Raw genomic sequence first — 18,845 nt, forward strand, 5'->3', positions numbered from 1 at the left:
GTCAGGCCGCGGTCGGCTTGCCGAAGCGCTACCTCGCGAGGCTTCGGTCCAGGTCCGGCTCGAGGTAGATGAGCTTCGCGACGGGCACCTTCGAGCGCACGCGCGCCTCGGCGTCGTCGATGGCCGTGGCCACCTGCGCGGTGTCGAGGCCGGGCACCAGCGCCAGCTTCGCCGCGACGAGCAGCTCGTCCGGGCCGAGGTACTGGGTGCGGATGTGGATGACGCGCTCGACCTTGCCCGCGGCCAGCTCGTCGACGATCGTCGCGAGGACGCCCGGGTTGGCCCCTTCGCCGATGAGCAGGCTCTTCATCTCGACGATCAGGATGATCGCGATGACCCCGAGCAGCAGGCCGATGCCGAGGGTGCCGACGCCGTCCCAGACCGGGTCGCCGGTGATCACCGACAGCCCGACACCCAGCAGCGCGAGCACGAGTCCGAGCAGCGCGCCGGCGTCCTCCAGCAGGACGACCGGGAGCTCCGGTTCCTTGGCCTGGCGGATGAAGCCCCACCAGCTGACGTCACCCTTGATCTTCTTCGATTCGCCGACGGCGGTGTAGAAGCTGTAGCCCTCGAGGCCGACCGCGACGAGCAGGATGATCACCGCGACGATCGGCGACTCCAGCGGCTCCGGCTCGCCGATCTTGTGGATGCCCTCGTAGATCGCGAACGCGGAGCCGAGGGTGAACAGCAGCAGCGCGACGATGAAGGAGTAGAAGTACCGGTCGCGGCCGTAGCCGAACGGGTGGTCCTGGTCCGCCTGGCGCTTGGACGTCTTCTGGCCGAGCAGCAGCAGGCCCTGGTTCGTGGTGTCGGCCAGCGAGTGCACCGACTCCGCCAGCATCGACGACGACCCGGTGACGAGGAAGCCGACGAACTTCGCGGCCGCGATCCCGGCATTGGCTCCGAGCGCGGCGATGATCGCCTTGGTTCCGCCTCCAGCTGACACGACCGCTCCCCTGGTAGGTCCTGAATGTCCGGGTGGAGCGTAATAGGCCGGGTCGCGCTGGGTCGCCACCGCCCGGAAATTCGATCAGGCGGCGTCCGGTCGGCCGGGATCCGCACACTGATCCAGCCCCACCGATCCGCGAGAACGCGGCCGTTTCTGTCGGTGCCCTCCGCTACCGTGGCCCTCCCTGCTCGCCAGTCTGGGAAGGTGACATGGCGCACTTCGCCGTGCTCGGCACGCTCGCGGTCGAAAGCCCGCCGGGGCGGTGGGCCGTGCTGCGCGGGGCGCGGCAGCGCACGCTGCTGGCCGTGCTGCTGCTGAACGCCAACCAGCACGTCCACGCCGACGTGCTGGTCGAAGCGCTGTGGCCGGACGTGCCGCCGAAGTCGTACGCCTCGAACCTGCACACCTACCTCTCGCGGCTGCGCGAGCGGATCGGCGGCCTGCGCGTGGAGCACGGGCCGCTCGGGTACCGGCTGCGGGCCGAGCCGGACGAGCTGGACCTGCTCGTCTTCCGGTCCGCCGCCGCCGAGGGGCAGGTCGCCGCGCGGGCGGGGGACGCCGTCGCCGCGTCGCGGCACTACCGGCGGGCGCTCGCGCAGTGGCGGGGGCCGGTGCTGGCCGGGCTGCACGTGCCGCGCCTGGACGCCGACGTCGCGCGGCTGGAGTCCGAGCGGCTCGCCGTCTTCGAGGACTGCGTCGATGCCGAGCTCACCGCCGGGCGGCACGGGGAGCTGATCGGCGAGCTGCAGGCGATGGTCACCGCGCACCCGCTGCGCGAACGGCCGGCCGCGCAGCTGATGATCGCGCTGCACCGGGCCGGGCGGCAGGGCGAGTCGCTCGAGGTCTACCGGCGGCTGCGGGCCACGCTGATCGACGAGCTCGGCGTCGAACCGGGTGCCGAGGCCCGCCGGGTGCACGCGGCCGTGCTGCGCGGCGAGGACCCGGTGCCGCGACTGCCCACCGCACCCGCGCCGGTCTGGCCGGTGTGCCAGCTGCCGCCCGATACCGCGGACTTCACCGGCCGCGACACCGAACTCGCCGAGCTCACCGAGGTGCTGGGCAGCGGCTCCGGCGTCCCGGTCGCGGTGCTCAGCGGCGAACCGGGCGCGGGCAAGAGCACCCTGGCCGTGCGCGCCGCCCACCGGCTGCGCGCGCAGTTCCCGGACGGTCAGCTGTACGTCCCGTCCGGCCCGCGAGACCTCGGTGACGTCCTGGCCGACCTGCTGCGCGCGCTCGGCGTCACCGGCCCGGCCATCCCGGACGACGTCCACGCCCGCGCGGCGGTGTTCCGCGGCCGGCTCACCGACCGCCGGGTGCTGGTGGTGCTCGACGACGCCACCGACCCCGAGCACGTCCGGACCCTGCTGCCGGGCACGCCGGGCTGCGCCGTCCTGGTCACCAGCCGGCGCCGGCTCAGCGGCCTCGCGGGCGCGCACCGGCTGGCGCTCGGGCCGCTGCCGGACGCGGACGCGACACGCCTGCTGACCCGGCTGGCGGGCGACCGCGTGGCCCACGAGCCCGCCGACGCGGCGCGCATCGTCGCGGCGTGCGACCACCTGCCGCTGGCGCTGCGGATCGCGGGCAGCCGCCTGGCCATCCGCCCGCACCTGCGGCTCGCCGAGCTGGCCGACAGGCTGGAGGACGAGGTCCGCCGGCTCGACGAGCTGACGGTGAGCGACCTGGGTGTCCGCGGCAGCATCGCGCTGAGCTACGACGGCCTCCGCCCCCTCACCCGGCGTGCGTTCCGGCTGATCGGCCGCTGCCACAACCTCGACCTGCCCGCCTGGGCCGTCACCGCGCTGATCGACGACCCAGGCGCCGACGAAGCCGTCGAGGAGCTGGTCGAGGCCAGCCTGCTGGAGTCCGGCGGTCCCGACGAGACCGGCGAAGGCCGTTACCGGCTGCACGACCTCGTCCGGCTCTACGCGACGGAGCTGGAAGCGCCCGACGGCGGCGGCCTGCGCACGGTGCTGGCCGCGACCCTCGCGCTGGCCGACACGGCGTCCGCGCGGCTGCCGCGCACGGTGCCGATGCCCGCGCTGGCGCGGGAAGCACCCGCGCAGCCGTTGCCGGGTGAGCTCGTCGAGCGGCTGCTGGCCCGGCCGGAGCGGTGGTTCGCCGCCGAGCGCGCGAACCTGCTCCTGCTCGTCGGCACCCTGTGCGAGCTGGGCCGCGAGCACGACGCGCTGCTGCTGCTCGACAGGCTCAGCGGCCACCTGTACCTGCAGGGGCACTACGCGGACATGCGCGCGGCGTACGAAACGGTGCTCGCGGCCGCGGGTGCGGACCGGCCACTGGCGGCGGTCGCCGAGGCCAACCTGACGCTGTTGCGGCACACCCGCGGACAGTACGAAGAGGCCGCGGTCCGCTACCGCGAATGCGCGAAGGAGCTGGAGTCCTACGGCGATCGCCGGACGCACGCGTGGGTTTCGGCCAACCTGGCGCACTGCCTGATCGGGCTCGGCCGCGCGGAAGAGGCGCTGAAGACCGCCGCGGACGCCCGCGAACTGTTCACTGTGGACGGTGACGCGGCGGAGCCGGTCTGGGTGCGGGCAGCGGAGTCGGCCGCGCTGCACCGGCTGGGCCGGGTCGGGGACGCCCTGGCCGTCGACGAGGGAACCGTTGTGCTGGCCAGGAAATCCGGCGAGCCACGGCAGCTGGGGATCGCGCTGCACGGCGTCGCGTGGTCGTTGCTGCTCAGCGCGCGGGCCACCGAAGCCGCGTCGGCGATCTCCGAATCGGTGGCGCTGCTGCGGACGACACCGGCGCGTTCGGCGCTGGCGAAGTCCCTGCGCACGCTGGGCGCGATCGAGGCGTTCCGGGGTCGAAGACAGCGGGCCGTCGAGGCGTTCGGCCAGGCCCGTGACCTCGCGCAGGAGCTGAATGAGCGGCCTCGCGAGCTGTCGTGCACCCGCGCCATCGCGGCGAGCTGGATCGGCGAAGGCCGTGCGGCGCAGGCGATCCCGGTGCTGCGCGCGTGCCTCGACGAGTTCCGCGAGATGGGCGGACGGCCCGCGACGAGCCTCACGTCACTGGTTCTGCAGCAGGCCTACGAAGCCGTCGGCGACCCGGCCGCGGCGGCCGAAGCGGCCGCGGAGACGGCGGAACTCGCCGACCCGCGCGACGCCAGCGCGGCGGCTCTCCGCCGAGCCCTGCTGGCACTCACCGAGCCGGCCTGACACTCGGGGGTGGTGGGCGCCCTCCGCTGGCGCTCACAGAATCCGCCCGAGATACCGAGGGGTGTCGCCCCCTGCCCCACGACCCGGCCTGACACCGGGGTGGTGGGCGCTCTCCGCCGGCGCTCACCGAATCCGCCAGAGGAACCGGGGCGTCGCTCCCTTGCCCAACGCCCACCGAGCCGGCTGAAGCGGGGTGGTGTCGCCCCCTCGCGACACCACCCCCAGCCCCCCGAGCCCACGGACGCCGGACGCGGAACGACCGGCGCCACCCCCAGCAGGCCGGCGGCGCGCACCAGCGCACCAGGGTCACCCCGTGGTGAGGATCGTGTCGGAAGGCGCCACACGGAACGCACACAGAACGCCGCGCGCACGGGTGTGCCCGAACAGTCGGCTCACGACCGACTGCCTGGGTACGCGAGCCGACCGCCCGGGTACCGGGTGTCAGTCTTCGCAGGTTCCGGCGGTCGCGCGGAACAGCTGGGCGCCGGACCCGTCGAGCGGGCGGATCCTCACCGGCGGGTCCGCGGCGGGCAGCCACACCGACTGACCGCGGCGCAGCTCGACCTTCTCGCCGTCGTCGGCCGTGACCAGCAGGTCACCCGACGTGCAGAGCAGGATCTGGGGGCCGACGCTGTCGACCGTCACCTCGTCGTCCTGGCCTTCGGCCCACTCGACGCGCGACAGCTCGAACTCCGGCGCGTCCGTGCGGTAGATCGCCATGCGGTCGCCCGCGTCGCCGCACTGGACGGGCATCTCGCCGTACGCGAAGTCGACGACCCGCAGCAGCTCCGGGACGTCCACGTGCTTCGGTGTCAGCCCGCAGCGCAGGATGTTGTCCGAGTTGGCCAGGATCTCCACGGCCGTGCCGTGCAGGTAGAGGTGCAGGTTGCCGGCCGGCAGGTAGATCGCCTCGCCCGCGCGCAGCGTCAGGCGGTTGAGCAGCAGCGCCGCCAGCACCCCGGCGTCACGCGGGTGCGCCTCGCCCAGCTCCAGGATCGTCCGGCACTCGAGCGCGAACTCGCCGTGCTCCTGGACGTGCCGGACGCAGGCGTCCAGCACCTCCGGCAGCAGCGAGTCGAGCGACGACTGCGGCAGCGTGATCCACGTCGTGAACAGCGCGCGCAGCCCCGAGGGGTCCAGCTGCGCCTCGAGCAGCCCGGTGTACTTGGCCAGTCCCGGCGTCTCGATCGCCTTCAGCAGCTTGACCGTGCGCTCCGGCTCGCGGAACCCGGCCAGCGCGTGGAACTCCGTCAGCGCGCAGACCAGCTCCGGTTTCGCCGTCGGGTCCGGGTAGTTGCGGTTCGCCGCGTCGCGCGGGATGCCCAGCTTCTCCTCGCGGGCGTGCCCCTCCGCGGCCTGCGCCGCCGACGGGTGCGCCTGCATCGACAGCGGCTCCTCCGCGGCGAGGATCTTCAGCAGGAACGGCAGCCGCCCGCCCCACCGCTTCGCGCAGCGCTCGCCCAGCTGGTTCACCGGGTCGGCTTCGACCAGCTCGAGCAGGCTTCGCTCGGTTCCGTCGGGACCGATGACGTGCGACGGGTCACCCGGGTGGGCACCCATCCACAGCTCGGCCTCGGGGTGCGGCGCGGGGATCGGGCGGCCCAGCAGCTCGGGGATCGCCGTCCGCGATCCCCAGGCGTAGGGCCGCACCGCGTTGCGCAGCAGCTCCACTGTCACCTCAACTCCACTCCTTCGGCGGCTCTCAGGCCGTCACGGGCTCGAAGCGGCCCGCGCCGCCGATGCTGCCCGCCGCCAGCCCGAGATAGACCGCCGCCAGTTCGAACCGCAGCGCCAGCACCGCGGCCCGCACGATTTCGTCCGCCTCGAACTCCTCGGCCGGGGCGATGACGTCCGCCCCCGGCAGCAGATCCTCGGCTTGGAAGCGCGCCGCGTCCGTGGCCGGACCGGTTCGCACCGAGAGGAGCAGCACCCGAGTCGGGATGTCACCTGATGGATCGTCCGGATCGGCGAAGATGTCACGCTCCGCGCCACCTGATATCGCCGCCCGCCGCAATGCGGGGCGCGCCAACGCCTGACGGTAATCCTCGACGTCACAGACAGTAGCAGCGTGCGCGGCAAACGCGTGCGCAGCGTGTTCGCCGACGGCGACCGCGACCGGGTCGAGCCCCCACAGCAGCGGCACGCGGTCGGCGACCCGCAGCGCGAGCGCCTTGGCCGGGTTCGCGAAGGAGTCGCGGGCCAGGTAGTCCTTTTCGGCTTCCAGGTCGAGCTGGTCGGCCAGCACCTGGACGTCGGCCACCAGCAGGCCCAGCGCGTTCGCGGTGAGCAGGCCGGCGGCCAGGCCGCGCGGGAACGCCAGCTCGGGCGGCACCGGGATCCGCGGCGCGAGCAGCACGCCCTTGCCCGCCACCGCGGCCGCCACCGGGCCCTCGGCCGGCGCGGAGAGCACCACGGACGCGCCGAAGCGCGCGGCGCGCTCCAGCGACGCGGCGAGTTCGCGGTCGCCGGGGTCGTCGGTGTGCGCGAAGACGACGTCGAGCGCGCCGATCCAGCTCGGCACCACCTCGGCGACGACCACCGGCACCGGGCACGACGGCGCCAGCAGCGCCGCCAGCAGCCGCGTGAGCGTCCGGCTCACCCCCGGCCGGTCGATCAGCACGACGGCGCGCGGACGGCCCACGTCGAGGCGGTCGGCCAGGCCCAGCTCGGCCGCGAGCTCGGCGGCCGCCCGCACCTGGGCGCCCGCCATCGCGGCGGCACGGAGCAGCCCCGCGCTGTCGGCCTCAGCCAGGCGCGCGGGGTCGTCGAGCAGCGTGTCGTCAAGCACCGTCGGCATCGGACGCTTCGCTTTCAGCGGGGCCACCGGTCGCTTCGTCGAGCAGCAGCACCGGGATCCCGTCACGGACCGGGTACACCCGGCCGCACTCGGTACAGGTCAGGGCGTCGGCCTCGGGGTCGCCCGGGGTCCCGGGACGCAGCGGGGCGTGATCGGGCGACGGGCACGCCAGGATCTCGAGGAGCTGGGCGTCGAGCGTGAGGGCCATGGTTCCTCCATACCACGCGGTGAGGTGGTGAAGGGCACCTTCAGGACACAGTTCGTCCCGCCTGCCCTTCACCCGGACAGGTCAGCTGCGGATGATCGCGAGGACGTCCTCCACCAGCGCCTGCACCGCCTCTTCGTTGGCGGCCTCGACGTTCAGCCGCAGCAGCGGCTCGGTGTTCGACGGCCGCAGGTTGAACCAGGCACCGCCCGGCAGCTGCACGGTGAGGCCGTCCAGCTCGTCGATCTCGACGCCGGAGCGGGCCCCGAAGACGTCCTTGACCGACATCATCTTCGCGACCTGGTCGTCCACCGTGGAGTTGATCTCACCCGACGCCGCGTAGCGCGAGTACGCGCTGGTCAGCTCGGACAGCGGGCCCTCCTGCTCGCCGAGCGCGGCGAGCACGTGCAGCGCCGCCAGCATGCCGGTGTCGGCGCGCCAGAAGTCGCGGAAGTAGTAGTGCGCGGAGTGCTCGCCACCGAAGATCGCGCCGGTGCGGGCCATCTCGGCCTTGATGAACGAGTGCCCGACGCGGGTGCGGACCGGCTTGCCGCCGTGCTCGGAGACGATCTCCGGCACGCCCTTGGACGTGATCAGGTTGTGGATGATCGTGCCGCCCGGGTCCTTCGCGAGCTCGCGCACCGCGACCAGCGCCGTGATCGCGCTCGGCGAAACCGGCTCGCCGCGCTCGTCGACGATGAAGCAGCGGTCGGCGTCGCCGTCGAAGGCCACCCCGGCGTCCGCGCCGACCTCGCGCACCTTCGCCTGCAGGTCGACGATGTTCGCCGGGTCCAGCGGGTTGGCCTCGTGGTTCGGGAAGCTGCCGTCGAGCTCGAAGTACATCGGGACGACGTCGATCGGCAACCCGTCGAAGACGGTCGGGACGGTGTGCCCGCCCATGCCGTTGCCGGCGTCGACCACGACCTTCAGCGGCCGGTTGCCGGACAGGTCGACGAGGTTGCGCAGGTAGGCGGCGTAGTCGGCGAGGACGTCCCGCTCCGACACGGTGCCCCGCTGGCCCTCGAACTCGGGCACCCCCTGCTCGACGGTGTCCCGGATCTCGGCGAGCCCGGTGTCCTGGCCGACCGGCGACGCGCCGGCACGGCACATCTTGATGCCGTTGTACTTGGCCGGGTTGTGGCTGGCCGTGAACATCGCGCCCGGCAGGTTCAGCGAACCCGACGCGAAGTACAGCTGGTCGGTGCTCGCCAGCCCGATGCTGACGACGTCGAGCCCCTGTGAGGTGACACCCTCGGCGAAGGCCGCGGACAGCCCCGGCGACGAGTCGCGCATGTCGTGGCCGATCACCACCGCGGGGGCCTCGGGCTTGATGAGCAGCGCGAACGCGGCACCGAAGTCGCGGACGAGGTCCGCGTCGAGCTGCTCGCCGACCACGCCGCGAATGTCGTAGGCCTTCACGATGCCCGAAAGGTCTGGCACGCCGTCTCCCCGCGAATAGTCGTCCCGGCGCCCGCTGCGCCGCGCGGAAAGCCTACCGGCGCCGGAGGTGGGTTACGCGCTCAGGCGCGGCCGGGCAGGACCCGGAGGTGACCGCGGCGTCCGGACGGGCCGTCCGGTTCGGTGGCGGGCGGCGCGGGCTTGTCGGAACGACCGGCCTCGCGCACGGCCTCGGCCAGCGCGGTCAGCTCGTCGGCCGACGGGTCCGGAGCGGCGAAGGCGCCTTCGTGCCGGACGACTTCCCAGCCCTTGGGGACGGTCAGCCGCAGCGCGTGGGCTTCACAGAGGTCGTACGAGTGGGGCTCGGAGGCGGTGGCCAGCGGGCCGACGACGGCGGTGGAGTCGCTGTAGGCATACGTCAGCGTGGCCACTGCCGGCTCGAGACAGCCGGTACGCGAACACTTCCGTACGCTCCGCACGATCGGAAACGATAGCGCGTCGCCGCAAGGTCGTAGGAGCGACACGCGCTGGGACGTGCCGACCGCATAGACTTCCGGGGTGGCGACGGCTCGTGACTACCGACAACGGCGGCGCCTGCGACGGGACCGGCACGGCCGGGGCCTGCGCGGGACGCTCTATCCGGCGACCCTCCCCGCCGCCGCGAGCCGGGCGGAACGGTTCGACGCCTTGGTGCTCGACGCGCTGGAACCGATCGAAGCCCGCTGGCGCCACGAGCTGACGAAGCTGGACGTGGCGGTCGACGACGTGCCCGAGGTCCGCGAGAACGGCAAGGCACCGTCCGACGGGGTGCTGCACGACGGCGCGGTGCCGCTGTCGCGCCTGGTCCCGGCGGGGGTGGACCGCACAGGGATGCCGACGCGGGCCCGGATCGTGCTGTACCGGCGGCCGCTGGAGGCGCGGGCGAAGGACCCGTCGGAGCTGGCCGAGCTGGTGCACGACGTGCTGGTGGAGCAGGTGGCCGGGTATCTCGGCGTGGAGCCGGACGTCATCGAAGGCGAGTAGTTCCAGCCCGGGACCGGCTGGGCTGGGCTGCGCTCGGGGTTGGTTCGGCGCGAACGGGCCACTCGCGACCGCCTCCCGGACCGCACCAACGGCCCACTCGCGCCTGTTCGGGCACGAACGGCCCTCTCACGCCCGCATTGACCGCGGCACGAACCGGCCACTCGCGCCCCTGCTGCACCGCGCCAACGGGCCACTCGCGCTTCTTTCGGCACCAATGGCCCACTCGCGCCCATCACGGCACCAACGGTCCGCTCGCCGCCCACATCCACCCGCACCAACGGCCCACTCGCGCCTGTTCAGGCACGAACGGTCCATTCGCACCCACATGCCGGACCGCGCGAACGGGCCACCCGCGCTTGATTCGGCACCAACGGACCACTCGTGCCCACACCGACCCGCCGCACCAACGGGCCACTCGTGCTTGATTCGGCACCAACGGGCCAGTCGCACCCGCACACCCCGCCGCACCCAACGGGCCATCCGCGCCGGTCACGGCGCGAACGGGCCACTCGCGCCCACCTGCGCACCGCGCGAACGGGCCAGTCGTGCCCGAAACAGCGCGAACGGACCGTTCGTGCCCGATGCGGCACCAAACAACCCGGCGAAGTTCAGCGGCGCCGCCGCGCCGGAACCGCCGTCAGCAGCGTGAACAGCACCGCCGCCAGCTGGGCCAGCAGCAGCAAGTTCCGCTCCGTACCCGGGAACTCCACCATCACCTCGGACGTCGTTGGCGGAACCGACACCGCCACCTGATGCCCCCAAGCCGGGACGATCGGCACCCCCTTGCCGCCCACCGACGCCTTCCAGCCCGCTTCCTGCTCCGCCGCCAAGACCAGCAGCCGCCCGGTCGGGCCGTCCGACACCCGGACGCGGACGTCCGGCAACCCGGCCTGGACCGGCACCACACCCGGCGCGTTCCCCGGCGCACCCCCGCCCGTCACCGCGGCCTTGGCCTGCTCCGGGGAAATCAAGATCACCTGGCCCGCCGGGGAAAGCAGCCTGAGCACGCCGCGGCCGTCCGACGTCGGCGCGGCCACCGAGACCATGTCCTTCGCCAGCGGTGGGTACGCCTGGGCGTCGACACCAGGTGGGAGCACCACGTACTCCACCCCCGCGGCCGCCGCGGCGGCGAAAGTGCGCTGCACCGCGGCCGCGTCGCCCTGGCCGAGGTCGCGGCGCCACGTCGCGAGCCGGGTCGGGGTGCCCGGGGTCGGGGCCAGCTCGTCGTCGCCGTAGTGGGGCAGGCGGCCGCCGATCTGGCGGGTCGCGTCCGGCGCCATTTCCAGCACTGACCGGCCCGACGCGCCCAGCTCCGCCGTGACCTCCGGGGCCAGCGACGGCCGCGCGCCGGCGCGAAGCGGTCCTTGCCCGCCGACGACCACCGCGCCGGCCGCCAGGGCCACCAGCACCGCGACGCCGGCCGTCGCGAACACCTTCGGCAGCCACGTCGCCGGTACTCCGGCCGAGCCGCCGCGCTGCCACGAACCGAGCACGACCCACAGCAGCCCCGCGCCGACGATCAGCAGCGGCACCCCGGCGTGGCCGTGCGCCGCCGCGCCGCCCTGCATCGGCGTCGCCGTGACGAGCCGGACCAGGACCAGGCCGCCCGCACCCAGCGCGGCCAGCGCGAGCCCGCCCGCGGCCAGCTTCGTCGGACGGACCACGAGCGCCACCAGCGCCGCCGCGATCACCGCGACGCCGATCGGCCAGGCACCCGGCCCGCCGGGGTCGAGCCCGGCCAGGTCGGTCGCGGAGACCGCCGCGGCCGCTCCGCCCAGCCCCTGGACGAGCAGCTCCGGGTGCTTCAGCAACACCGTCGGCCACGGCAGCAGCAGGGCCAGCGGCAGCAGCACCACGATCCCGACCGACGCGATCCGCCGCGCCAGCCCGGTCGGCGCCGGCAGCACCACGAACCCGATCAGCAACCCGGCGAGCGCGAGCCCGTGCGCCAGAGGGGAGAACGCGCCGAGCAGCGCGACGCCGAACGCCGAGAGCGCCGACACGTGCAGCCACCGCGTGTCCGCGCGGACCAGCAGCCCGGCGATGCCCGCGGCGACGAGCGGCAGCACCAGGTGCACCACGACGACGTCGAGCCGGCCCTGCGCCACCGCCGCCGTGGCGGCCGGCAGCAGCGCGTACGTCGCGGCGATGACCGCGCGGACCCAGCGCCGGACGCGCAGCCGCCGCGTCGCCACGTACGCGCTCAGCGCGGCCAGCGGGATGTCCCCGAGCAGCAGCACGGCGACCAGCGCGGCCGGGCCGCCGATCGGCGCGAACACGGCGCCGAGCGTGCCCAGCACCGGCACGGTCGCCGACGCGGGCGCGCCGGTACCGCCCGCGACCGCGTGCCACGGCTCGAGGTACGACGTCCAGAGCTCACCCAGCCCGCCGACCGGGAGCAGCTTGCCGCCGAACAGGTCGAGCCCGAGCCGGGCGCGGTTGACGACCAGGCCGAGCGCGGTCATCACGACCAGCAGCACCACCGGCGGCGCGAAGATCGTCGCCCCGAGCACGCGGCGGCGGTTGACCTCGACGAAGACGAGTTCCGGCTCGGGCGCCGGAGTGACGTCTTCGAGAGCTTCCGGTTCGGGCGCCGCGGTTTCCGGCAGCGCGACGGCGACCAGCGTGCCCGGCCGCCGCAGCCCGGACCCGCGCGAGCTGACCCCGCGCAGCGCGCCCGCGGGCAGCGCGTCCGGCCCGACGGGACGGTTCTCGCGCGCGTCGAGCGCTTCCGGCGTCACCCACGCGGACTCGGTTTTGACGGTCTCGGGCACGGTTCCGAGCGCGACGTCGTTCTCCACACCACGCCGCACGAGACCGACCACGCCGGCGCGGACGGCGTTGCGCAGCCGCGTCACACGACCGGTGAAGAGCCCGCGAACCGTGCCAGGCCGCGGATTACGCCGCCGGTGGGCCCGCGCGGCGCGCAATCCGCCGCGTCCACTGAGGAGGTACGCGGCCGCGGCGAACTCCGCGCGCGCTTCCCCGGTGCGGCGCAGCAGGACGAACGCCAGCGCGCGCAGCACCGACAGCAGCGGGAGCCGGATCATGCCCAGCCAGAAGGAAAACGGCGAGCAGTTCACCAGGAACACGCGCAGCCCGTGGGCGCGGTTCGCGGCCGCGAGCGACGCCGGGACGGCGTCCGCGGGCCGCTGTCCGGTGGTGACGGCGCGCGCGTGCCGAACCCGCGCGGTCGGCACGGACAGCACCAGCCCGCCCGCCGCGTTCGCGCGCCAGCCGAAGTCGAGATCTTCGCGCAGCAACGGGAAATCCGGGTCGAAGCCGCCGAGGGCGTCCCAGGCGTCGCGGCGCACGAGCGAGCCCGCGCTGGGCACGGCGAGCACCTCGGCCGGGTCGTCGCCGGTGGCGGCGATCTGCTGCCGGTGCCCGGACGCGTCGGTCGACAGGCCGGCTTCGACGATCAGGCGCGGGTCGGTCCAGTCGAGACCGAGCGCGCCGAGCACGGTCGCGGACGGTTTCGCGGTGGCCACGCGCAGGAGTTCGTCGAGGCAGTCCGGCTCGGGCGCGCAGTCGTCGTGCAACAGCCAGAGCCACGCTCCCGGGTCGCCCCACCGCTCGGCGGCGTGCTCGACGGCTTCGGCCACCGCGGCGGCGAAGCCGGTTTCACTCGAAAGCGTGATGATCCCGGAGAGCACGGGAGAAGAACCCGGGTCGCCGTCCGGGTCGGCCGCTTCGGCCAGGAGACGGGGGGTCGCGTCGGTGGACCCGGTGTCCACGGCGAGCACGTGCCGGGGTGCGACGGTGCTGCGGCGCAACGAAGAAAGCGCCAGCGGCAGCCAGTTTTCCCCGTTGTGACAGACCACAATGGCCAGAACGGGCGCGGTGCGCAGGGCGGGCGGCGCGGCGGTGCGGGGCAACAAACGCTCCAGATCAGGCGGTGGACCGGTGCGGCCACCCTACGGCCCCGGTCCGTCACCCGATGGTGAACCCACGCCGCGTGTTCACCACATGGAATCACCGGTGACGCCACGCATCACCGGTGATCTCCCCTCACACCGCGCGTTTCTTCAGCTTCCGGCGCTCCCGCTCGGACAGACCGCCCCAGATGCCGAAGCGTTCGTCGTGGGCCAGCGCGTACTCAAGGCACTCGTCCTTGACCTCGCAGCCCAGGCAGATCCGCTTCGCTTCGCGGGTGGAGCCGCCCTTCTCCGGGAAGAACGCCTCCGGGTCCGTCTGCGCGCACAGAGCGCGTTCTTGCCAGTCCTGCTCTTCTTCGGTGGCATCGATGAGCTCGGTGAGATCTCCCAGAGCCTGCTCCGGGATCTCGCCCCAACTCATGACGTGCCCCCATTCCTTACCATCGGCTTCCAACCGCACGTCCGCCTCCTCGCTCCCTAGCACTCCCCAGGCTGGCGGTGGTGAAACGACACTCGCCGTCCCCTCGACGACGAATGACATCACTGTGATTACACCCGTGTAGTGCGGTCAGGTCAAGCGGAGTAGCGAGTTCGGGGGACCCTTCGGCCCGATCGCGCAAGGGGACACGCCGGTAACTTCACACCGGGCATACGGAAGACTGGAAGCGTGCAGAAGTCAGCAACGCGCCCCAGCCCGGTCTTCCTCGGCATCCTCGCCCTCACCGTCGCCGGTGGCGTGATGGCGGCCTTCGGCTACGTCAACCCACTCCTAGCCCAGGATCACGACACACTGGTCGTGGCTGGTGTCGTGATCTTCGTCGCCGCCGGCTGGGTGGCGTCGCTGTCGCTGCACGAGTTCGGGCACGCGATGGTCGCCTACCGCGGTGGCGACTACAGCGTCGCCCAAAAGGGGTACCTCACACTCGACGTGCGGAAGTACACCGACCCGGTCCTATCTATCCTGCTGCCGTTAATCTTCCTCATCATCGGCGGCATCCCGCTGCCGGGCGGCGCGGTGTGGATCAACCGCGGCGCCCTGCGCAGCCGCGGGACGTCGTCGTGGGTGTCGCTGGCCGGGCCCCTGAGCAACCTCGCGGTCGGGGCGGCACTGGCCCTGGTGGTCGCGCTGGTGCCGATGGCGCACGGCCTGGTGGTCGCGATGTCCTACCTGGTCCTCCTGCAGGTGCTCACCTTCATCTTGAACATCCTGCCCATCCCGGGACTCGACGGCTGGGGCGCGATCGAGCCCTACCTGTCGCCGCAGGCGCGGGAGTTCGGCGCCAAGGCGCGCCCTTGGGCGCCGATCGTCCTGTTCGCGCTCCTGTGGTTCTTTCAGCCTGCGCGGGACGCGCTCTGGACCGGTGCCGGCTGGATCTTCGACCAGCTCGGCGGCTACAGGGACGCGGCGGGGGATGGTGCCCAGCTCTTCCACTTCTGGCAGTGAGGGGCCGACCGGAAGCTCACGCGCAGTGCGCGGTCAGCCAGGTGTGCGCCCGCTTCCAGACCTCCTTGAGCCCGGACCGCTCGCCGAGGTAGTCCCCCGCTGCCCCGACGACCGGGAGCATGCCCAGCGCGCGGTGCACGAAGTTGCCCCGCGGGCGCTTCTCGAGTTCGCCGGTGATCGCGATCAGGCCGCGGCCGAGGCGCCACAACGTGCCCGCAGCGGCCTTGATCGTCGCCTTGCCGTGTTTCTTCTCGGACGCCGTGAGCTCTTCGGTCAGCTTCGCGGCTTCCTCGGCCTCCGCGGCTTCGTCGTGCTCCGGGTGGCGTCCCGCCGCGAGGTCGGCGTCGATGTCCCGCTCGAACAGCACCGCCGCGATCAGCCGCACGCGCGTCCCGACGTCCGTGACGCCGTACTCGCCGGCGATCGCGCACAGCAGCAGCCCCTGTGACGCCGCGCCGAGCGTGTCCTGCACCGGCAGCCGATCGGCCAGCGCGCCGCCCAGGCCGGGGATCGACGTCAGCAGCGCCGTGAACCGGCCGACGCGGTTCATCCACCAGCTCGACCGGTCGTAGCCGGTCATCCGCCCCCACGCGGCCGTGCCGGGGACCTTCACCGACGTCAGCCCGTGGATCAGCTTCGCCTTGAGCCCGGACTCGACCTCGGCGAGGTCGTCCTGCTCCCGCCGGTCGCGCGCCTGCAGCCCGAACGGGTCGGACTCGCGCAGCGCGTCGAGCATCGGCCCGCAGGCCCGCACGAACGGGCGCAGCACCGCCACGACCTGCTTGTCGGAAATCGCCTCAGCCACGTCCCGGTTTCCTTCCCGCCGCACGGCCCAGCCCGCCGCCGAGCACCATCGCGCCGGGTAGCGCGCTGGCACCGAGCAGCAGCAGCGCCCGCCAGTCCTGGATCAGCACCAGGTCACCGCCCGGACCCAGCATGCCGAACCCGAACACGACGAGCACCCACACGACGAGGGGTACCCACGAAAGAGACGGCCGCACCAGCTTGGCCGTGGTCGAAACCAGCAACGGTGTCGTCACCGCGCCGACCAGCACCGTCACCGGCAGCGGGACGACGCCGATCCGCAGCGGCAAGAAGAACAGTTCCAGCACGCCCAGCAGCACGGCGTCGAACGCCAGCAGGACCAGGAAGCCGAGCTGGGCCCCGGTCAGCCGGTCCGGCGCGGTCACAGTCCACCGAACAAGTCGGTGGCGGCACCCTCGGCCGGGCCGTGGGCGAGGACGAAGCAGTCGTGCGCCGGGATCGGCTGCGCCAGCTCGTTGGTCAGCGCGAAGTGCGGGACGGCGCCCTCGACCACGGTCAGCTGGGTCGCGTGCGCGCGCAGGGCCGCCAGCTTCGCCGGCAGGTACGCGGCGACGTCCAGGACCGTCGTGATCTCTTCGTCCGGGGTCACCGGCAGCTCGGCGTCGGGCGGCACCGGGAAACGGGACGTGCCGTCGGCCCGCAGCTCGGCCAGCCCGGCGCGGACGGCGTCACGCGAAGCGACCGTGTGGAACACCCGGGCGACCGACGAAGCCCGCGGCGCCGCGGCCATGGTGACCTCGTGGGCGCGGATGTGGTCGGGGTGGCCGTAACCGCCGAAGGCGTCGTAGGTGACGACGACCTGGGGCCGGACCTCGTCCAGGATCTCCGCCAGCTGCGCCGCCTGCTCTTCGAGGGCGCCACCGGCGAACGCCCGCGGGTGCGCCGCCGCCGGCGTGCCCGCCATGCCCGAATCGCGCCACCGCCCGATCCCGCCCAGGTAACGATGTCGTGACACCCCCAGCGCGGCGCACGCGGCCGTCAGCTCGCCGACGCGGTAACCGCCCAGCTGGTCGGCGGCCCAGGCCCCCAGCCCGGCCAGCTCCGGCAGCTCGCGGACGATCTCGCCCTCCTCACCGAGCGTGCAGGTCACCACGGTCACCTCGGCACCCTCGGCGGCGTATCGTGCGATCGTGGCGCCGGTGGTGATGCTCTCGTCGTCGGGATGGGCGTGGACGAGCAGCAGCCTTCGCGGTACCGGGGAGATCACGGGTTGAGCGTAATTCCCGTGCTCCGACCTTCGTCGGGGACACCCTCGGTTATCCTCGCGCGAGTCGCGACCGCCGCGTCGCGATCGTCTGTACCCCCACGAAGGGCATCTTGGTGAGCACTGAAGCAACTTCGGCGGACGTCGCCGGCGTGTCCGGTTCCGTTCTGTCGATCTCCGACCTGAGCGTGTCGTTCCCGACCGAGGACGGCGTCGTCGACGCGGTCAAGGGCATCGGGTTCGACGTGAAGCCCGGCGAGATCGTCGCCGTGGTCGGGGAGTCCGGCTCCGGCAAGTCCGTCACGTCGATGTCGGTGCTGGGCCTGCTGCCCAAGACCAGCCGGATCGCCGGCGAGCTGCGCCTCGGCGAGCGCAACCTCGCGGACCTCAAAGAGAAGGACATGCAGAAGATCCGCGGCAACCAGGTCGCGATGATCTTCCAGGAGCCGATGACGGCGCTGAACCCGGTCTACACGATCGGCTGGCAGCTGCGTGAGGCCCTGCGCTCGCACCAGGACATCTCCAAGGCCGCCGCCGACAAGCGCGCCGTCGAGCTGATCGACCTGGTCGGCATCCCGAACCCGGAGCTGCGGTTCAAGCAGTACCCGCACCAGCTGTCCGGTGGTCTGCGCCAGCGCGTCGTCATCGCCATGGCGATCGCCTGCGACCCGCAGGTCATCATCGCCGACGAGCCGACCACCGCGCTCGACGTCACCGTCCAGGCGGAGATCCTGGGCCTGCTGCGCAAGCTGCGCGACACCCTCGACACCGCGATCGTGCTGATCACCCACGACATGGGCGTCGTCGCCGACATGGCCGACCGCGTCATCGTGATGTACCAGGGCGAGATCGTCGAGCAGGCGCCGGTGCGCGAGCTGTTCGCCTCGCCCAAGGAGGACTACACCCGGCGGCTGCTCGCCGCGGTGCCCGTCCTCGGCCAGCGCCCCGCAGGCCGCCGCCTGCTCGACGACGCCGGGATCGCCTCCGACAGCACCGAGGCGGCCAAGATCGCCGAAGACATCCGGCTGGCCGACGCCGAGCTGGAGGCCGTGATCGAAGAGGCCGCGCCGGCGCTGGAGATCAAGAACCTGGTCCTCGAGTACCCGGGCCGCCGCGGCCAGAACAAGAACCGCGCGGTGGACGACGTCTCGCTGACCATCGCCAAGGGCGAGATCGTCGGCCTGGTCGGCGAGTCCGGCTCCGGCAAGTCGACCGTCGGCCGCTGCGCCGTCGGCCTGCTCCGGGCCACCCAGGGCACCGTCGCGATCGCCGGCAAGGACATCACGACGATGTCCGCGAAGGAGATCCGCCCGCTGCGCCGGTTCTTCTCGATCGTCTTCCAGGACCCGGCGTCCACTCTGGACCCGAAGATGACGATCGGCGAGTCGATCGCCGAGCCGATGGTGCTGCACAAGGTGCTGTCCGGCAAGGAGCTCTCGGCGCGCGTGCGCTCGCTGCTCGACAAGGTCGAGCTGGGCGGGCACTACATGAACCGCTACCCGCACGAGCTCTCCGGCGGCCAGCGCCAGCGCGTGGCGATCGCCCGGGCGCTGTCGCTCGACCCGGCGCTGCTGATCGCCGACGAGCCGACCTCGGCGCTGGACGTGTCGGTGCAGGCCCGGGTGCTGGACCTGTTCCTCGACCTGCAGCAGTCGCTGCAGTTCGCGTGCCTGTTCATCAGCCACGACCTCGCGGTGGTCGACCTGCTGGCCGACCGCGTCGCGGTGATGCAGTACGGCAAGCTGGTCGAGGTCGGCAGCCGTGACCAGGTGCTGCACTCGCCGCAGCAGGAGTACACGCGGCGCCTGCTGTCGGCGGCCCCGGTCGCCGACCCGGTGCTGCAGGCCGAGCGCCGCGCGGCGTGGGAAGCGGGCCGGCTGGCGCCGGTCGCCGACTGACGCTCCCTGAGACGCGCGGAAGGCCGCCACCCGGCTCGGGTGGCG

General features: G+C 73.0%; 15 protein-coding genes. 4 read left to right on the forward strand and 11 right to left on the reverse strand.

Going from position 1 to position 18,845, the window contains the following annotated elements:
- Positions 1 to 28: 28 nt before the first annotated feature.
- Entirely contained in the window at positions 29 to 946 is a 918-nt protein-coding gene (locus ACGFMK_RS37855; protein ID WP_392773815.1) for a cation diffusion facilitator family transporter, read from the reverse strand.
- A 212-nt stretch (positions 947 to 1,158) separates the two neighbouring features.
- On the opposite strand from ACGFMK_RS37855, the gene ACGFMK_RS37860 reads away from it, so the two are divergent.
- Positions 1,159 to 4,128 carry a BTAD domain-containing putative transcriptional regulator gene (locus tag ACGFMK_RS37860; RefSeq protein WP_392773816.1) on the forward strand — a complete coding sequence of 990 codons (2,970 nt, stop codon included), beginning with the start codon at positions 1,159 to 1,161 and terminating at the stop codon, positions 4,126 to 4,128.
- Positions 4,129 to 4,569: 441 nt separating this feature from the next.
- Here ACGFMK_RS37860 and manA read toward each other — a convergent pair whose 3' ends face one another.
- The 5 genes from manA to ACGFMK_RS37885 all read right to left on the reverse strand — a co-directional run bounded on the left by manA (position 4,570) and on the right by ACGFMK_RS37885 (position 9,007).
- Positions 4,570 to 5,799, reverse strand: coding sequence for a mannose-6-phosphate isomerase, class I (gene manA / locus ACGFMK_RS37865; protein WP_392773837.1), 1,230 nt, complete (start codon positions 5,797 to 5,799; stop codon positions 4,570 to 4,572).
- A gap of 31 nt (positions 5,800 to 5,830) precedes the next feature.
- Positions 5,831 to 6,925: a hypothetical protein gene (locus tag ACGFMK_RS37870; protein WP_392773818.1), complete on the reverse strand. Its 1,095-nt coding sequence runs from the start codon at positions 6,923 to 6,925 to the stop codon at positions 5,831 to 5,833.
- Positions 6,909 to 7,133 (reverse strand): Trm112 family protein, encoded by a 225-nt coding sequence (locus ACGFMK_RS37875; protein ID WP_323323309.1) that lies wholly within the window; start codon positions 7,131 to 7,133, stop codon positions 6,909 to 6,911. The genes ACGFMK_RS37870 and ACGFMK_RS37875 overlap by 17 nt, the downstream gene beginning before the upstream one ends.
- A gap of 81 nt (positions 7,134 to 7,214) precedes the next feature.
- On the reverse strand, positions 7,215 to 8,570 hold the full coding sequence (locus ACGFMK_RS37880) for a phosphomannomutase/phosphoglucomutase (RefSeq protein ID WP_392773820.1): 1,356 nt from the start codon (positions 8,568 to 8,570) through the stop codon (positions 7,215 to 7,217).
- Between the two features lie 80 nt (positions 8,571 to 8,650).
- Positions 8,651 to 9,007, reverse strand: a complete 357-nt coding sequence (locus ACGFMK_RS37885) for a DUF3499 domain-containing protein (protein ID WP_323323313.1) — start codon at positions 9,005 to 9,007, stop codon at positions 8,651 to 8,653.
- A 79-nt stretch (positions 9,008 to 9,086) separates the two neighbouring features.
- Between ACGFMK_RS37885 and ACGFMK_RS37890 the strand changes: the two genes are divergently transcribed.
- The gene (locus ACGFMK_RS37890) at positions 9,087 to 9,551 is read left to right on the forward strand and encodes a metallopeptidase family protein (RefSeq protein WP_323323315.1); all 465 of its coding nucleotides are present in this window, start codon (positions 9,087 to 9,089) and stop codon (positions 9,549 to 9,551) included.
- Positions 9,552 to 10,159: 608 nt separating this feature from the next.
- On the opposite strand, the gene ACGFMK_RS37895 is transcribed toward ACGFMK_RS37890, so the two are convergent.
- Positions 10,160 to 13,429, reverse strand: a complete 3,270-nt coding sequence (locus ACGFMK_RS37895; protein ID WP_392773822.1) for a glycosyltransferase — start codon at positions 13,427 to 13,429, stop codon at positions 10,160 to 10,162.
- 133 nt (positions 13,430 to 13,562) lie between these two features.
- Positions 13,563 to 13,850, reverse strand: a complete 288-nt coding sequence (locus ACGFMK_RS37900; RefSeq protein ID WP_161790928.1) for a WhiB family transcriptional regulator — start codon at positions 13,848 to 13,850, stop codon at positions 13,563 to 13,565.
- Between the two features lie 318 nt (positions 13,851 to 14,168).
- On the opposite strand from ACGFMK_RS37900, the gene ACGFMK_RS37905 reads away from it, so the two are divergent.
- Entirely contained in the window at positions 14,169 to 14,873 is a 705-nt protein-coding gene (locus ACGFMK_RS37905) for a site-2 protease family protein (protein ID WP_392773839.1), read from the forward strand.
- Positions 14,874 to 14,889: 16 nt separating this feature from the next.
- On the opposite strand, the gene ACGFMK_RS37910 is transcribed toward ACGFMK_RS37905, so the two are convergent.
- Genes ACGFMK_RS37910 through mshB form a run of 3 tightly spaced genes read right to left on the reverse strand, consistent with a single transcriptional unit; the run spans position 14,890 to position 16,905 of the window.
- Positions 14,890 to 15,678, reverse strand: coding sequence for a hypothetical protein (locus ACGFMK_RS37910; protein ID WP_392773824.1), 789 nt, complete (start codon positions 15,676 to 15,678; stop codon positions 14,890 to 14,892).
- Complete coding sequence (locus ACGFMK_RS37915; protein ID WP_392773826.1) at positions 15,671 to 16,063, reverse strand: hypothetical protein; 393 nt, start codon at positions 16,061 to 16,063, stop codon at positions 15,671 to 15,673. The genes ACGFMK_RS37910 and ACGFMK_RS37915 overlap by 8 nt, the downstream gene beginning before the upstream one ends.
- Positions 16,060 to 16,905, reverse strand: coding sequence for an N-acetyl-1-D-myo-inositol-2-amino-2-deoxy-alpha-D-glucopyranoside deacetylase (gene mshB / locus ACGFMK_RS37920; protein ID WP_392773827.1), 846 nt, complete (start codon positions 16,903 to 16,905; stop codon positions 16,060 to 16,062). Before mshB ends, ACGFMK_RS37915 begins: the two co-directional genes overlap by 4 nt.
- A gap of 113 nt (positions 16,906 to 17,018) precedes the next feature.
- Between mshB and ACGFMK_RS37925 the strand changes: the two genes are divergently transcribed.
- Positions 17,019 to 18,800, forward strand: a complete 1,782-nt coding sequence (locus tag ACGFMK_RS37925; protein WP_392773829.1) for an ABC transporter ATP-binding protein — start codon at positions 17,019 to 17,021, stop codon at positions 18,798 to 18,800.
- Positions 18,801 to 18,845: the final 45 nt, after the last annotated feature.

Source organism: Amycolatopsis sp. NPDC049252, assembly GCF_043197175.1.
In the GTDB taxonomy this organism is placed as follows: Bacteria; Actinomycetota; Actinomycetes; order Mycobacteriales; family Pseudonocardiaceae; genus Amycolatopsis.

What these genes read in the sequence shown, in the direction of transcription:
- ACGFMK_RS37860 (WP_392773816.1), top strand. Translation starts at nt 1,159, where the DNA reads ATGGCGCACTTCGCCGTGCTCGGCACGCTCGCGGTCGAAAGCCCGCCG.
- ACGFMK_RS37870 (WP_392773818.1), bottom strand. Translation starts at nt 6,925, where the DNA reads ATGCCGACGGTGCTTGACGACACGCTGCTCGACGACCCCGCGCGCCTG.
- ACGFMK_RS37875 (WP_323323309.1), bottom strand. Translation starts at nt 7,133, where the DNA reads ATGGCCCTCACGCTCGACGCCCAGCTCCTCGAGATCCTGGCGTGCCCG.
- ACGFMK_RS37900 (WP_161790928.1), bottom strand. Translation starts at nt 13,850, where the DNA reads ATGAGTTGGGGCGAGATCCCGGAGCAGGCTCTGGGAGATCTCACCGAG.
- ACGFMK_RS37905 (WP_392773839.1), top strand. Translation starts at nt 14,169, where the DNA reads ATGGCGGCCTTCGGCTACGTCAACCCACTCCTAGCCCAGGATCACGAC.